General features: G+C 44.5%; 14 protein-coding genes. 3 read left to right on the forward strand and 11 right to left on the reverse strand.

The genetic code is table 11. The features are described 5' to 3' along the window. Positions 1-232: 232 nt before the first annotated feature. From B0E43_RS14230 to B0E43_RS14270, 9 genes are read right to left on the reverse strand one after another with little or no spacing between them, the layout of a single operon-like run. The gene (locus B0E43_RS14230) at positions 233-1,000 is read right to left on the reverse strand and encodes an ABC transporter permease (RefSeq protein ID WP_077350845.1); all 768 of its coding nucleotides are present in this window, start codon (positions 998-1,000) and stop codon (positions 233-235) included. Next, positions 993-1,736, reverse strand: coding sequence for an ABC transporter ATP-binding protein (locus tag B0E43_RS14235; protein ID WP_077350847.1), 744 nt, complete (start codon positions 1,734-1,736; stop codon positions 993-995). Before B0E43_RS14235 ends, B0E43_RS14230 begins: the two co-directional genes overlap by 8 nt. Further along, positions 1,723-2,961, reverse strand: coding sequence for a nitrous oxide reductase family maturation protein NosD (locus B0E43_RS14240; RefSeq protein WP_077351071.1), 1,239 nt, complete (start codon positions 2,959-2,961; stop codon positions 1,723-1,725). The genes B0E43_RS14235 and B0E43_RS14240 overlap by 14 nt, the downstream gene beginning before the upstream one ends. 24 nt (positions 2,962-2,985) lie before the next feature. After that, the gene (locus B0E43_RS14245) at positions 2,986-3,414 is read right to left on the reverse strand and encodes a nitrous oxide reductase accessory protein NosL (protein ID WP_077350849.1); all 429 of its coding nucleotides are present in this window, start codon (positions 3,412-3,414) and stop codon (positions 2,986-2,988) included. 11 nt (positions 3,415-3,425) lie between these two features. Continuing rightward, positions 3,426-4,019: a hypothetical protein gene (locus B0E43_RS14250; protein ID WP_077350851.1), complete on the reverse strand. Its 594-nt coding sequence runs from the start codon at positions 4,017-4,019 to the stop codon at positions 3,426-3,428. Between the two features lie 57 nt (positions 4,020-4,076). After that, a complete protein-coding gene (gene nosZ, locus B0E43_RS14255; protein WP_077350853.1) occupies positions 4,077-6,035 on the reverse strand; it encodes a Sec-dependent nitrous-oxide reductase in 1,959 nt (652 codons plus the stop codon). A gap of 25 nt (positions 6,036-6,060) precedes the next feature. Next, entirely contained in the window at positions 6,061-7,863 is a 1,803-nt protein-coding gene (locus B0E43_RS23185) for a c-type cytochrome (protein WP_254423431.1), read from the reverse strand. 3 nt (positions 7,864-7,866) lie between these two features. After that, positions 7,867-8,586, reverse strand: a complete 720-nt coding sequence (gene ric, locus B0E43_RS14265) for an iron-sulfur cluster repair di-iron protein (protein WP_077350855.1) — start codon at positions 8,584-8,586, stop codon at positions 7,867-7,869. Positions 8,587-8,637: 51 nt separating this feature from the next. Further along, entirely contained in the window at positions 8,638-9,069 is a 432-nt protein-coding gene (locus tag B0E43_RS14270; protein WP_077350857.1) for an Rrf2 family transcriptional regulator, read from the reverse strand. Between the two features lie 339 nt (positions 9,070-9,408). Here B0E43_RS14270 and B0E43_RS14275 point away from each other — a divergent pair, with 339 nt between their 5' ends. Next, positions 9,409-9,963: a fasciclin domain-containing protein gene (locus B0E43_RS14275; RefSeq protein ID WP_077350859.1), complete on the forward strand. Its 555-nt coding sequence runs from the start codon at positions 9,409-9,411 to the stop codon at positions 9,961-9,963. A gap of 106 nt (positions 9,964-10,069) precedes the next feature. Continuing rightward, positions 10,070-10,510 carry an Rrf2 family transcriptional regulator gene (locus B0E43_RS14280; RefSeq protein ID WP_077350861.1) on the forward strand — a complete coding sequence of 147 codons (441 nt, stop codon included), beginning with the start codon at positions 10,070-10,072 and terminating at the stop codon, positions 10,508-10,510. 51 nt (positions 10,511-10,561) lie between these two features. On the opposite strand, the gene B0E43_RS14285 is transcribed toward B0E43_RS14280, so the two are convergent. Next, positions 10,562-12,253, reverse strand: coding sequence for a sulfatase (locus B0E43_RS14285; RefSeq protein ID WP_077350863.1), 1,692 nt, complete (start codon positions 12,251-12,253; stop codon positions 10,562-10,564). A gap of 221 nt (positions 12,254-12,474) precedes the next feature. Between B0E43_RS14285 and B0E43_RS14290 the strand changes: the two genes are divergently transcribed. Further along, a complete protein-coding gene (locus tag B0E43_RS14290; protein WP_077350865.1) occupies positions 12,475-13,128 on the forward strand; it encodes a TetR/AcrR family transcriptional regulator in 654 nt (217 codons plus the stop codon). Between the two features lie 111 nt (positions 13,129-13,239). Here the strand turns inward: B0E43_RS14290 and B0E43_RS14295 are convergent, their stop codons facing one another. Beyond that, positions 13,240-14,937 carry a sulfatase gene (locus tag B0E43_RS14295; protein ID WP_077350867.1) on the reverse strand — a complete coding sequence of 566 codons (1,698 nt, stop codon included), beginning with the start codon at positions 14,935-14,937 and terminating at the stop codon, positions 13,240-13,242. Positions 14,938-14,999 lie beyond the last annotated feature (62 nt).

Consider the following 14,999-nt stretch of genomic DNA (forward strand, 5'->3'; position numbering starts at 1 on the left):
GAATTCAACCTGCCAAAATTGAACTGCCGCTTTTTCTAACAAATTCCCGGATAACAAACCCGCAAAATTGAAAAGCTAATCTTTCTAAATCGCAAAGGAAGGTACACAGACAGAGCTGTCAGAAGTTTCCACAATCAGAATTTGTACTCTTACCAAATTTCAGGAAAGCGAATTTTCACCTGATTTTTGAACTTGAATTGGGATACTTTCTATAGGTCAATTTTGGAAAAAGTCAAAAATCCCTTTTCCTAAAAACCCTTAAGGCAAAGAAATTTGGAAACAGCATCCAAAGTGCCAATGTCCCACCTGCGATAAACAAACCCATATTACTGGAAAAGAACTTTTGGAAGAACGCTCCGGTGTAACCCATCAAAGCGGAAATATCCAACTGCATCAGCATCAAAATCCTTCCCAAATCCACCGGATTGAGCATGACCAGACCGAGAGTTGCTTTTTCCAAAGGGTAATCGGCAAAACTGTAAATGATGTATAGCACAAATCCGTCATAGACCAGCGAGAAGTAAATCCACAGCGCTAGACTGATCCCGATTGCCTTTGCTTTGTCCCGGGTGAGAACGCTGGCCAAAAAGGCAAAACCTGTAAATACCGCACTGAGAATCACACCGACAGCCAAGAGTGTAATCAGACTGCTATCCGCTCCCCAAAGCAACATCGGAAGGCCAAAGCCGAAAAGTATGGACAAACTCAGCATGAGAATCACCGCAAACAACTGGCTGAGAAAAACCTGTGACCGCTTGACAGGCTGGGCCAACATCAGCTCGATAAACTCCAAATTATTGTAAAAGTGGGTAGTAGCAAAAACAGCAGAGATCAGCGGCACGATCATGATCATGATATTCATCAAACTCAGGGAAACCTTGCTCAGATCATCCGAAACCTGATAAATCGAAATGGCCACCAAGGCCAGAAACACGGTATAAATGATCGCAAATCTGGATTTCAGGATATCGTAAAGGGCGTATTTGAGCAGCTTAAGCATGAGTCAGTTCATAAGTGGTTGACTTTTTTTTTAGGGTCCACTGCATGAGTTTGGCAATGGCTGGAGAAAATTTCTCCTCCGAAGTCATTTCCTTCAGACTTTCAATCGTGTCGTTGAAGAAGACTTTCCCTTCAAAAATATAAACGGCGTGGTTGGTCAGTTCCTCCAAGTCACTCAGGATATGTGAGGTAACGAGGATAAGTTTACCAGCCTTTCGCTCCCGTTGAATTTTCGATTTAAGGATTTCCACCGCGATCGGATCAAGTCCTGCTGTCGGTTCATCCAGAATCAAGATCTCTGGATTAAATAGAAATGCCAAGGCAGCACTGACTTTCTGCACTGTACCACCGGAAAGCGTACCCATGGATTTGTCTTTGATTTTGTTAAGTTCAAAAGCCTCCACCAGATCCATATCGTAGTTTTTAATCTCAGGCCGCATGTCTTTCATCATCGAGAATAGCTGCCCAACTTTCATGTTTTGTGGGTATCTGCCGATTTGAGGCATGTAACCGATGCTGCTGCGATAGCTTTCACTTCCTTTAATTGATTGGCCTTTGACGAGGATTTCCCCGCTGTCTGGCAATACCATTCCTAAGATGGATTTGATCAGTGTCGTCTTCCCGCTTCCGTTGGGTCCCATGATCGCATAGCTGTTGCCCGTATCGAAACTGAGCTTGAAATCCTTCAGGACTTCCTGTTTTCCAAACTTCTTGGAGATGCCATTAACCGATATCATAAGGTCTCATTTTTGGGGATTGGTCGATCATTTGGTCAGGAGTCATGGTTGGAAGGATTTTTTCCATCCTATCCAGAAGTGTCACCAAAAAACTCCTCCACAGCATCACCGCTGCAGGAATCTTCTCGACGATGACACTGTAAAGATTGATGGGTCTATAGGGTACGTCTCCCACATAATCCTTGTCCAGGTCATAGCCTTCATATTTGTCCCAGTAGTTTTCTGTGATGGTATTCAAAACCACCGAACCGTTGGAACTCATGTCGAAGGTGTTTTGGGTGAAATTATTGGCTTTGAAAGTGTTTTGGTCGCAGCTAGCCATGAGTTTAAGTGCCCAGCCGTTTTCACGGAAGGTGTTTCCTGTGAATTCAATTCTACTGCTGCCTTCCATGTAGATGCCGACCGTATTTTTGAGGAAAATATTCCCAATTACTTCGCTGTCGCTGATGTCCTTGAGCAAAATCCCATAGGCACTGGAGCCCCAGTTTTCTTCAAACCGGTTTTCCTTCATTAGTACATTTTTGGTGTACATCACCGCTACTCCGGCACCGTTATTTTTGAAAGTATTTCGGATGTAGCTGTTGTCATGGGAAAACATGAAATGCAGCCCATAGCGCATGTTTTTCTGAATCAGGTTTTCCTTCGCCTGGGTATTGGTCACAAATTCGAGGTAGATGCCGTCCCGATGTCCCGAAACTTCATTGTTGCCAATAAAGGAGTTTTTGCATTTCCAGAGGTGAATCCCGTTGCCGACTTCAAATTCTCGGACTGCACCGGAGTGGATTTGGTTTCCGATGATGGTCAATCCCGATGAATTGGAGAAATGGAGCCCGAAGAATGCATTCTCCAAAATATTGTCTCGAATGACGCAGTTTTTGGAATCAAAAAATTTTATGCCTGCCGAGTCGTCCATGTTGGACTTGCCTGTATTGATGATTTTAAATCCCTGAATTGTGACGTTGTCTGCAGCAATGACAAGGACATTTCCTTTCATTTCTCCATCCAAAACCGGATAGTCTTCACCGATCAGAACGAGTGATTTGCGGATGACAATTCCCGATTGGGGATAAGTTCCAGGCGCAACCCTCAAGGTGTCTCCCGGCATGGCACGATCCACAGCCTCTTGGATTGACTGACCCGGAGAAATACGGATGACAGTCGAGAATCCTTCTGCAGTCGAAACCAGAAAAAGAAGTAATAAGAAAACTGTGAGATAGCGCTTCATGATTCGAATCTGATACCAGATCATTTATTTAAACTGAGTAGTCAATTCTCCCCAAGCGAGATACACTCCCCCGCTTTTCTGTTTGAACTCCTCCAATTTTTCGAAATCTGGAAAGGCTACAATCTGACTTGCCATAGGGGTCTGAAACTGATCTGATTTGAGATAAAAAGCGAAATTGGCATCCAAGAGGACTCCGGGATTAAGGTAATCCGTCACCAGAATATGCTTGTAGGTTTCATCTTCAACCGAATCCATATACATCAGCATGCAGTTCACATCGTCAAAGACAAATACTTTCCCCTTTTCAGTCACCAGCTCGGCCCCGAATTTTGGATCCATAAGAGTCATTTTGCAGTGATGACATCCATCCTGACCATAAGCAATCGGTCTTGGGTCTGCTGAGCAGGAAGCCAAAAAGAGCAAGAGTGCGAAAATCGATAGATAGCGGTTCATAATATTTTGGGTTAAACGGTTTTTAAGACCAATGCCGGTTTTTCCATTCTGTCTCTGATAATAGCCACAAGGAGTAATCCCACTCCGCCTATTAAAATCCAGCTCCCGGTATCCGGCCCGGAGTAGGCCAGAAAATTCAACAGCTCTTTGTACCCGATCAAAGGCGGCTGATAGCTCATCCCTTCCACTTTAATGGCTGCTTTTGAATCCAGGTTGTGGCCATACTGATAGCCCCATCGGTACATATCCGCCAAAACTGCCAGACCAAAGAATGTCATCAAGCCAAAAAAGGAATACAAACTCCAACGTTTTCCAATCAGAAAAGCAATCACTCCCAAGGCAATCAATACACCGATCACATAAATCAAAAAGGAAAACTCCGGAAACATCTCGTCCCCGATATGCCTCATTCCGATGTAATGATTGACCCCGTTGATTTGATCCACATTCCCGCTCAGGTGATCAATCCAAATCTTCATATTAAGGCCTTCAGGATATTGGGGAGCCCAAAGACTGATTTGCCAGAGCGGAGTAAAATAGGAAGGGATAATCAGCAGCGCGGCCAGTAGAATCAGGATTCTGTTAGAAAAACTTAGAGTTTTCATAATACTTGGGATAAGCACCGTCGGTCCGTTTCCGAACCGACGGTTGAATTGGGATGATTACTCAACTACTCCTGTGGAAAACTTCAAAGCTGTAGATGAGCCTTTTGGGGACACTCTCAAATATCCCTGCATTTCTTGGTGGAGTGCAGAACAGAAGTCTGTACAATAGAATGGAAAGACCCCAGTACGATCCGGAACCCACTTAAGCGTAGATGTTTCTCCCGGCATGATCAGGAGTTCGGCGGTGTTGGCGCCTTTGATTGCAAATCCGTGAGGAACATCCCAGTCTTGCTCGAGATTGGTTACGTGGAAGTACACTTCGTCGCCGACATTGACTCCCTCGATATTATCAGGTCTAAAGTTGGAACGGATCGAAGTCATGTAAACGTGGACTTCATTTCCTTTCCGCTCTACCCGAGCATCTGTGATCCCTTTGAGTGCATAAGGACTCTGATTTTTCTCGATTGGGTAAAACTTTACCTGTCGATCTTTAATCAGACTGGCAGGAAATGCCTCCGCGTAGTGCGGTTCACCGATGGTTGGGAAGTCCAGCAAAAGCTGCATTTTATCGCCGGAAATGTCATATAGCTGAGCTGAGTGCGCCAATTCCGGTCCGGTAGGCAAGTAGCGGTCTTTGGTGATTTTGTTGTAAGCCACCATGTACTTGCCATGCGGCTTGCCGGTAGGTCCACCGGGGATACTCAAGTGACCCACAGAATAATAGGTAGGCACACGATCCACCACTTCAAGAGTTTCAATATTCCACTTCACAATTTCAGAGGAAACGAACATGGAAGTGTACGCGAAGCCTTTTCCGTCAAACTCAGTGTGCAATGGCCCAAGTCCTGGCTTAACCACTTCTCCGTGAAGAACTGATTCATACTTCAAGACCGGCATGCCGTTGATATCCCCTTCAAAATCCTTGCTTTCGATTGCTGCCAGCATTTTGGTAAAGGAGAAAACAGGAATAATTGCCGCCAATTTACCGCTGCCTACAATGTATTCACCGGTGGGATCAGTATCAGTTCCGTGAGGAGATTTTGGACATGGAATGAAATACACGATGTCTTTCAACACAGTGGGATCAAGGGTCAGCACATCTTCCATCATGGTTGAGGTGGCAGAGTGGGTTTCCTCATTCCACTTGTTGTGGACATACTTGGCTTTTTTCTTGGTTCCCTGACCTGCTTTCACGTATTCTTCAGCTTTTTTCCAGTTGATCGCCATGATGAAATCCTTGTCTTTTTGAGAAGCATTCACTTCCAAAAGCGTATGGGCCATCTCGGTATTGTAGGTGGAAAAGAAGAACCAACCATGGGACTTGTTTTTCCCGGCACGGGCCAGGTCAAAGTTGAACGGAGGTGCTTCGATCTGGAAGGAAAGATTCATTTCCCCTGACTCTGGATTTACTGCTATAAAGGAGATATACCCTTTGAAATTTTCCTTGTACGAATCGATCGAAACGTCATTTTTTTCACCAACCGGTACAGAGAATCTTGTTCCGGCCACGACATACTCAGTGTTTTGAGTGATAAATGGCGAAGAGTGATTACCGGCCGAATTCGGAATTTCGATGATCTCAACAGTTTTGAAAGTATTCAAATCGATCCGGGCAATTCTTGGAGTATTGTTGGCATTGCCAAAAGCCCATCTTGCATCATGCTCCGCATTGGTCGTTGAAATTGCGATGTGGTGCAAGTCATCCCAAGGCACAAAACCATGGGAAGTATTGAGCATCGGTTTGGATTCTTCTGAGTAACCCCATCCGTTTTCAGGATTTACCGAGAACACAGGGAGAATCTTCAACACCCTGCCAGAAGGCAGACCAACAACGGACATTTGACCGTTGAAACCACCCGAAACGATGTTGTAAAATTCATCGTGATTTCCGGGAGCTACATACACTTTGGATGCCGCATCCCCTGTGATCGCAGTTTGTGCGCCTTTGGGTTTACATCCAGGGGCCAATGCAAGGGCTGTCAAACCAATTGCTAAAAGCCAGACTTTCTTTTCCATAATGATCTATTGATTAAAAGTTTAATTATTTGGTAGCAGCGTCTCGCTCTCCAGCTTTTTCTTCGTCATTTCTTCTCATGAATTCCAGGATTCCCCTGGCATCTGCCTGAGTAAGGTTTTGATTTGGCATCCGGGTGAGACATTCCTCCAGGAGTTTCTGGGCGGTAGGATCCTGCTCCAGCATGACATCGACATTGGTGATCATATTCATGATCCATTCAGGCCGTCTTCGGTTAGTGACCCCCTGAAATCCAGGTCCAACCAACCGCTTGTCGTTCAATTGGTGGCAAGCCGTACATTTCATATCGACAATGGCTTTTCCGGCATCTGCAAGAGAAGCATCTATTCCACTTCCAAGATCGACGGACTTCACTTCTCCGACTCCTTTTGGATCTGGTGCAGCAGCTTCGGTTGCCGGAGCTGAGGAAGTCTCAGTAGAGGTGGCAGACTGATCTGCACCTCCTCCACAGGCAGTCAGGAGAATCCCCAGGATTCCAGCTGACCATAGCAGGGATTTTTTCATAGTTTGGGTCTTGATTTTTTGAAATTTGATTTTCGGGTTTGGTATGTTTTGAAATGGAATGCTGCTTGTAAGAATCTGAGTCAGCAGGAATCCCAGGCCTATGGGAAACAGGCAAGAACTCAGAAACAGGTACAAATGATAGTCTTCAAAGAATCCGAGTTTTAACCAGATGAGTGTCCCCTGACCAAAGAGTAAAAGCTCGGAAATGACAAATCCCCCCATCAGCAGACCCCATCCAGTGCGGGAAATGGATGTGTCTTCTACCCAATTCTTTTGCACTGCCAATCCTGAAATCCCAAAGGTCAGAATCCCCAAAAGGACCAGATGCAAAAAGCCGATCACATACATCCTGATGGTGTAAGAGATGACTGCGATGGATGGGAAAACCAGAATTGCCTGAAGTGCAGCTTTCAAAATCAGCGAGACAAAGGCAGAGATCAAAAGGATCCGGACCATGGGTAGCAAATCCACTTTCACAAATCCACTAAACAAGGCAAGGATTAAAAAGGAATATGCCACTAACTGGATGATTACCGCCAAACCGTTAATCTGAAAGGCAAGGGGACTGGGTTCGGCCCAAGTCACTGCTAGCGTATAAGTCAGGATCACGGACCCCACAAGTAGTATTTCCTGGTACAAAGGCCAGTGAAACTGATAACCTGATCGTTCGAAATGAAGGAAAATCAGACCCAGGACTCCTAATACAAACCAGCCGTTCAACTGAAAATGGAGAAACCATTGGATACTCATAAAGGACAGCTCATGCATTTTCCCCAATTGGGCATTGATCGGTCCCAAAGCCCAAAGCCCAAAAGAGGAAATTAACAGAGAACAGATGGAAAGCCGGAGCAAGCGGATACCGGTAGAATTTTCCTCAGCCTTCAAAAGCAAATGAAGTCTGTAAATAAAACCGTAAGAAATCAGTACATGCAGGCTGGAAAAGGCAATACTGAGCGTTCCATACCCTTGAAATGGGAAAGAAACCAGCATTCCCAAAGCTGAAATGACAGCTCCCAGGAATAACCAGCCAAACTTCCGGATTTCATTTTCGGCTTTGGCAAGGCTGAAAACTATCCCGCCACTGAGGATCAAAAATCCCCAACCCAACATGGCAATATGGGAATGTGTATGCAGGAGATTTTTGTAGTCAAAATAGGGAACTTCCCAGATTTGAAATGACCTCATCAACAAGCCAAACAGGGAGGCTATAAAAAAGAACCCAAAACCCCATCCCATCCAGACTCTTCTGAATTTCAGAGGAGAGTCTGGGAGAAAAGGGTTCATTTTTGGGTTCAGGACTTTCATTGCTTAGTGATTTGCTTTGGCAAAAACTTGTTTGGCAATAGGAAACAGAATGTTGTTTTCCAGATGAATATGGGTGTGAAGGTCGTTTTCGAATTCCTCCAGCATCGCAAAAGCAACCCTGTAAGTCTGGCAGGCATCGGCCGGTGGACTGTATTTGTTACTCAAAGCCGAAATCTTTCGGAAGCGCTCTCCTTCGGTATCATGTTCTTCCTCCATCATTGCAATGGGATTGTCAATGTGTCCAAAGTGAGGAGCTGAAAGGTGAAAATCATTTTTTAAAGCCTCCTCCATGGCTTTGATGTAAGGAAAAAGGATGAACTCCTCTTTTTTCATATGAGTAGTCAATGCATCGGCTGCTCCAAAAAATAGGGTTTTGATTTCCTCTAATTCTGGATGCCGCTCGCCATGAACTCGGTTGATTTTATCCAGGTAAAACTTGAGCGCCGGGATGGTGTCTTCCACATATTTATGGTGAACCTTGACGATGTGATCGACCAATTCTGCCATTCCCATCCCCAAGTATTCGGTGGAATCTTCAGTTTGAAATGCCTGGAGTAATTCCTCAATAACTTTTTCGGTCTCCAAACCACGGGTTTCACACGCCTCTGACAGTTTTACCCCTCCTTTGCAGCAAAAGTCAATTCCGAATTCGGTGAACACTTTTGCAGTGCGGAAATTATCCGCCACTATTTTTCCTACTTTTTTTTCAGCTAGTTGATTCATAGTCAATGTAATTAAAAAGAGTTTTTTATCCTTTATTTTTGTAAATTTTTTTTAGTACTTCAGATACGATACACCCTGCCGGATACCATTAGCCATATCTGCAAGTGTAGTCGTCATCATCATCCCCGTAAGATGATCCCGAATAGCTTTAAACTTTTGATGGACAGCGCAGGGCCGCTTTTCAGAACATTCCTGTAAACCCAATGCGCATCCTGTAAACACCGAATCACCATCTATCACTTGCACCACTCGATGCAAAGGGACTTTTTTTCCGGACTCGGAGATCTGGAATCCTCCGTTGGGTCCTTTGATTGAAACCAAAAGATTTTCCCTGACCAAGGTTTGGAGAATTTTTGCAGTAAAAGCCTCCGGAGAATTGATGGCATTAGCGATGTCCTTCAGCCCGAGACGCTCCTCTCCTTCCGGCAGTGTTGCCAGGAAAATCATGGAATTAATCGCGTATTTACAGGCTTTGGAAAACATCTCTTGACTGATTTCTGAGTCAAATATAATAGAAGAATTTTAAAGGACAAATTTATCCTTTATTATTTTTGATTTTTAAAATCCTAGCCTTGTCAGTAACCAATTGTAAAATCTGTCTTAAATAAAAAGCAGCTCTCAGGCATTTAATGGCTCCAAATCACACTAATTCGTCGCCTCAAAAAGAATGATACAAATCATGGTTTATTTTAAAAGGACTTTTTTGTCTTTTATTAAAATAGAATTTACTTTTAATCATTGAAAATCAGCTAAAAGTTGCTGCCGGATCAATAGGATTGAATTCCTTTCCTTTATGTAATTGAACCCACATCCAAAAAGACCATGAAAAAGTTGTTTTATCCCCTGATGATTGGATTGGTTTTCACAGGAGTTTCCTGTGGTGGCCCTTCCGCTGAAAATCAAAATTCCGAAACGGTTGGTGCTGAACTGACACCGGGTCAATCCGGTGTGGTGGACAATGAATCCAACCCAAACGTTGTCCAAGTTGCTGTTGGTTCTGCTGACCATTCAACCTTAGTGGCTGCTTTGAAAGCGGCTGATTATGTAGACGCATTGACCAATGTGGGGCCTTTTACGGTTTTTGCTCCTACCAATTCAGCTTTTGATGCGCTTCCAGCGGGCACCTTGGATGATTTGGTCAAACCGGAAAATCAGCGAAAACTCCGGGACATTCTGGAATACCACGTGCTCTTGGGAGTCTACAAACCGGAGGATTTTGTGAACGGAAGAAATCTGGGAACCGCAGATGGTCGATCTGTTACTGTGGCTGTGGCTGAGGATGGATCTGTGACAATAAACGGGGCAAAAATCATCGGCACGGTGTCCGCTTCCAATGGAATCATCCATGTGGTAGATCAGGTGCTGATTCCTAAGTAAAAAATAGGTTATGGTTTTCTAAAAAGATAAAGCCGGATTGAACTTTGATCCGGCTTTTCTGTTTAAAATCGAATACTGCCCTTAAGTTCGGACAAAATCATCCTTTATGTTTTCTCAAGCCTCCAAATATGCAATCAAGTCCATCATTTACATCTGGACCCAAAGCCTTGAAGACCGAAAAGTCGGAGCAAAAGAGATAAGCAGCAAAATCGAGGCACCGGAGGCTTTCACTGCAAAAATTCTCCAACCCTTGGTAAAAGCGCAAATTATCGGTTCGGTTAAGGGCCCGAACGGAGGTTTTTTTGCGGATGAGAGCCATGCCAAATTCACCCTGAAGGACATCATTAAGGCAATAGATGGAGACGGCCTTTTTACAGGATGCAGCTTGGGTCTGCCAAAATGTTCTGAAAAGAACCCCTGCCCCTTACACTTTGAGGTGGTCAAAGTCCGAAAAGAACTGGACATCATGCTTACCTCCAAAAGTCTAAAACTTCTGGCGGTGGAGGTGATCAAAGGGGAAACGAGACTTGCGGACATTGCCCATTAAATCGTAATAGAAAATTAAAACCCGACTGAATTCAGCCGGGTTTATTGGTTTTTATTTTTGCATTACTTTTTCTCTTCTCTTTTTGATTTCCTCCAAGCGCTCTTTGCTAACACCCCAAACTTTCCCTCGGGCTGCATCCTCCAAAAGCCTATCAATATAACCCTGGCTGAGCGCCGAATTGTCCTTGTATTTGACTCGTAAGTCTTCGAGCCTTTTGTGCAAATCCGCACGAACCTCAGCGTAGGCTGGATCAGCATAGACATTTTTCAACTCCTGAGGATCCTTGATTCTATCAATCAGCTCCCATTGATCTTCGACAAAATAGTAGTGGATCAACTTATATTCTTTGGTCACGATTGCATAATGCCGGTTGACCATGTGCTCGGCGGGGTATTCGTAATAATGGTAATAGACTGCATCCCGTGTCCATTTTTCAGTATTTCCGGTTAGCAAAGGAACCATACTTTCACCCTGCATATCCGCTGGTGCCGAAACACCAGCCACATCGAGGAAGGTTTGGGCAAAATCCAGATTCTGAACCAAGGCATCTGAACGCGTTCCGGCCGAAGTTTTCCCCGGCCAAGCTACCAGCAGTGGCGTTTTGAAAGATTCATCGTAGATAAATCGCTTGTCGTACCAACCATGCTCTCCCAGGTAAAAGCCCTGATCCGAAGTATAGACGATAATGGTATTTTCCATCATATTGTTTGCCTCCAGATAATCTAAAAGCCGACCTACATTTTCGTCCACGGCTTTAATGGTACCGAGGTAATCCTGCATGTAGCGTTGGTATTTCCATCGCATTTTGTCGGCACTGCTCATCGTTGGATAGGCCTTGATAAATTCCTCCTCAACTTTTCCATAGTATTTCCTAAAAGTTTCTGCTTGTGAGGGAGAAAATCGGGCAATTTCATTTTTGTACCGTGCAGTGTCATATCCTCCCACATCCGCAATTCCTAACTGTTTCAGAATTTCGGGATTCAGCTTGTTGTCTCCTGACCAACCCATGTGATCAAGGATATTCATTTCAGCCTCTCCGGCGGCAGGAGTTCGGCCCGAGTAATCATCAAACAAAGTTGCAGGCTCAGGAAAAGTCCGCTGCGTAAATTCCTCCATGTGCCGTTCTGCCATCAACCAAGGGCGGTGCGGAGACTTATGCAAGTACATCAACATAAAAGGCTGGTCAGCCTTCCGCTCATTTTCAAGCCAATCCAAAGTCATGTCGGTCACGATATCCGTTACATAGCCCTCCACTTTGATGTTGCCCTCTTTTTTGGTGATGAATTCCGGATTGTAGTAAGATCCTTGTCCCGGCAGGATTTTGAATTCATCAAAACCTTTGGGATTATTCCCGAAATGCAGCTTTCCAAACATCGCCGTCTGGTATCCTGCCTGCTGAAGAAGCTGGGGGAAAGTCACATTGGTCGTATCAAATGGGAAATGATTATCAATCTTGCCATTTAAGTGAGAATGTTTTCCTGTCAAAATCGTGGCTCGGCTTGGCGCACAGATGGAATTAGTCACACTGGCTTGGGTGAAAAGCATTCCCATCTTGGCGATCCGGTCGATGTTTGGCGTCTCGATTAATCGATTGTCATAGGCGGAAATTGCCTGGTAGGCATGGTCATCCGACATGATAAAAATGATGTTGGGTCTTTTGCCAGAGGTTATTTGAGATTCTTGAGAAAAAATTGGCTTCAGGATTCCGATAAAGAACACTAACAGGAGGATAGTTTTACGCATGGGTTTTCGTTCTTATGATTTGATGAATTAAAAATACCTGTTCAAATTGAATTACTGACTCATCAACAAGTAACCGAATGTCAATCAAAAGAAAAATTTAAATACCTTTATTTAGAGCGATTGACCTAGTTATACAACTTGAGCCGACTTAAAAAATTGGTTACCAGTTACCCAATAAGAACATATATTTCATTTTTCAAGCCTACCACAAAGCCAATTGAATGAAGACTTTACCCAAACTGAAAACCAAAGAGAAAATCATAAACACTGCCATAAAACTGTTTAATGAATCCGGAATACAGGGAATTACCAGCAGGCATATAGCCGCTGAAATGGGAATCAGTCATGGCAACCTGGATTATCATTACAAAACCAAAGAGGACCTTTTGTTGGCGATTTATGAAAAGATGCGCCTGGATATTTCCGAATCCTACCAAGTCAGTGGAGTATTCAGTTCTTCCCTGGAGCATTTCCACAAACTGTTGGTTGAGCTGGAGGAATTCCAATATCGGTATCGCTTTTTCAATCTCGATGTATTGGAAATTTCCCGAACCTTTCCCCAGGTGAAGCAGATCATTCAGAAGACTTTTGAACAAAGGAAAATGCAGACTCAGGGCCTGTTTGAAAAGTTTATCGCCGATGGCTTGGCAGAATTTCCCGATACCGGTACTCTTGAGCGGATACTCCACCTGACCCGGATGGTCATTACTTTTTGGCTTTCGCAGTGTGAGATTCTAAGCAGCTACCAATACACCAAAAAGGGGGAAATGGTCAACTCAGTTTGGATTCTCCTTCTCCCCTATCTTACTGAGTCTGGCATGGAAGAGTACAGGAGAATTCAGGAAGCAAAAACTCAAATTTCCTCAGACGTCTAGAACCTTCATGCATGTTGAGCTGAACTAGATGCCAATTTCAGCCATTTCCAAAAACAGGGGCTGAAAGAAACGAATTCTTTCAGCCCCATTTTTAGGTTTATAAGCGAGGCTTTATTCAAATTCGTATGCTGCTTTCCGACCTGATTTCTCCAAAATCTCCTTTACCGTTTGTTGGTTGGCTCCCCCTGCCCTTCTTTTTGCAATATCATCCAGGTACCGGTCAATAAACTCCTGACTTAATTCTGAACTGTCACCGTATTTCTCCCGGAGTTTTTCCAATCGGGCATGAAGGTCTTTTTTGATTTCGATATAGGCAGGATCATCGTAGACGTTTTTCATTTCCTGAGGGTCCTTGGCGCGGTCGATCAGTTCCCATTCATCCACATCAAAATAGTAGTGAACCAGTTTGTACTCCTTAGTCACAATCGCATAGTGGCGCTTCACCATGTGGACCGCCGGATATTCGTAATAGTGGTAATAGACCGCATCTCGGGTCCATTTCTCGGTTTGGCCAGTCAATATTGGGATCAGGCTTTCCCCCTGCATATCAGCCGGAGCAGGTACACCCGCAGCATCCAGAAATGTCTGCGCAAAATCCAGGTTCTGCACCATTTCGTCAGATTTGGAACCAGCCTGCACTTTACCCGGCCAGGCTACCAAAAGCGGAGTTTTGAAAGATTCATTGTAGATAAATCGTTTGTCAAACCATCCGTGCTCGCCCAGGTAAAATCCCTGATCTGAAGTGTACACGATAATGGTGTTTTCCATCAGGCCATTGGCTTCCAGGTAATCCAAAACTCTACCTACGTTCTCATCCACGGAGGCAATCGTCCCCAAATAATCCTGCATGTAGCGCTGATACCTCCACTGCATTTTTTCCTTTTCAGTCATGGTCGGATAGGCCTTTTTGAAGTCCTTGTTGACTTTCATATAGGCCTTGTCCCAGTTTGCCCTTTGTTCTGGATTGAGTCTTCCCACTTCCCGATCGAAGGCCCCTTTGTCCCAACCGGAAATATCCGGAATGCCCATTTCCTCCATTACTTCGGGATAAAGCTTGGAATCCCCAGCCCAGTTCATGTGTTTCAACAAGTTCATTTCGGCATCCCAGGCAGCAGATCCCCTGCCGGAATAATCGTCAAAAAGCGTTGCCGGCTCAGGAAACGTTTTGTTGGTGTATTCATTCATGTGCCGTTCCGCCATCAGCCATTCCCTGTGGGGAGCCTTGTGTAAATACATCAGCATAAACGGCTGATCAGCATTCCTCTCGTTTTGCAGCCAATCAAGTGTCATATCCGTGACGATGTCGGTGACATATCCTTCGACTTTGATATTGCCTTCATTTTTGGTGATGAAATCTGGATTGTAGTACGAGCCTTGATCCGGCAAAATCTTGAATTGGTCAAATCCTTTGGGACTGTTGCCAAAGTGGAGTTTGCCAAACATGGCGGTCTGATAGCCGGCTTGCTGAAGGATCTTGGGAAAAGTGATGTTGGTGGTATCGAAAGGGAAATGGTTGTCGATTTTACCGTTGAGATGGCTGTGCTTTCCTGTCAAAATCGTCGCACGGGAAGGCGCACAGATGGAATTGGTCACGCTGGCATTGGTAAAGAGCATACCCATCTTCGCTATCCGGTCGATATTCGGTGTCTCAATCAGATGATTGCTGTAGGCCGAAATGGCCTGATACGCATGGTCATCTGACATGATGAAGATGATATTCGGCCTTTTTTGTTCGGCTTCTTTCGGGCTGCAACTCCAAATCAAGGCAGTCAAACCCACTAAAAGCAGCGAAAAGTTGAAGTGTTTCATAGGTTTTTGGGTAATCTGGTTGGCCTGAAGATGTGATTTAATGCTTGGTTTTCAAAGTAAAA

It is taken from the genome of Algoriphagus sp. A40, from assembly GCF_002002735.1.
GTDB lineage: Bacteria > Bacteroidota > Bacteroidia > Cytophagales > Cyclobacteriaceae > Algoriphagus.

Coding starts and splice junctions, on each gene's coding strand:
- B0E43_RS14290 (WP_077350865.1), top strand. CDS start 12,475: ATGAAGACTTTACCCAAACTGAAAACCAAAGAGAAAATCATAAACACT.
- B0E43_RS14230 (WP_077350845.1), bottom strand. CDS start 1,000: ATGCTTAAGCTGCTCAAATACGCCCTTTACGATATCCTGAAATCCAGA.
- B0E43_RS14275 (WP_077350859.1), top strand. CDS start 9,409: ATGAAAAAGTTGTTTTATCCCCTGATGATTGGATTGGTTTTCACAGGA.
- B0E43_RS14245 (WP_077350849.1), bottom strand. CDS start 3,414: ATGAACCGCTATCTATCGATTTTCGCACTCTTGCTCTTTTTGGCTTCC.
- B0E43_RS14235 (WP_077350847.1), bottom strand. CDS start 1,736: ATGATATCGGTTAATGGCATCTCCAAGAAGTTTGGAAAACAGGAAGTC.
- B0E43_RS14295 (WP_077350867.1), bottom strand. CDS start 14,937: ATGAAACACTTCAACTTTTCGCTGCTTTTAGTGGGTTTGACTGCCTTG.
- B0E43_RS14250 (WP_077350851.1), bottom strand. CDS start 4,019: ATGAAAACTCTAAGTTTTTCTAACAGAATCCTGATTCTACTGGCCGCG.
- B0E43_RS23185 (WP_254423431.1), bottom strand. CDS start 7,863: ATGAAAGTCCTGAACCCAAAAATGAACCCTTTTCTCCCAGACTCTCCT.
- B0E43_RS14285 (WP_077350863.1), bottom strand. CDS start 12,253: ATGCGTAAAACTATCCTCCTGTTAGTGTTCTTTATCGGAATCCTGAAG.
- ric (WP_077350855.1), bottom strand. CDS start 8,586: ATGAATCAACTAGCTGAAAAAAAAGTAGGAAAAATAGTGGCGGATAAT.
- B0E43_RS14240 (WP_077351071.1), bottom strand. CDS start 2,961: ATGAAGCGCTATCTCACAGTTTTCTTATTACTTCTTTTTCTGGTTTCG.
- B0E43_RS14280 (WP_077350861.1), top strand. CDS start 10,070: ATGTTTTCTCAAGCCTCCAAATATGCAATCAAGTCCATCATTTACATC.
- B0E43_RS14270 (WP_077350857.1), bottom strand. CDS start 9,069: ATGTTTTCCAAAGCCTGTAAATACGCGATTAATTCCATGATTTTCCTG.
- nosZ (WP_077350853.1), bottom strand. CDS start 6,035: ATGGAAAAGAAAGTCTGGCTTTTAGCAATTGGTTTGACAGCCCTTGCA.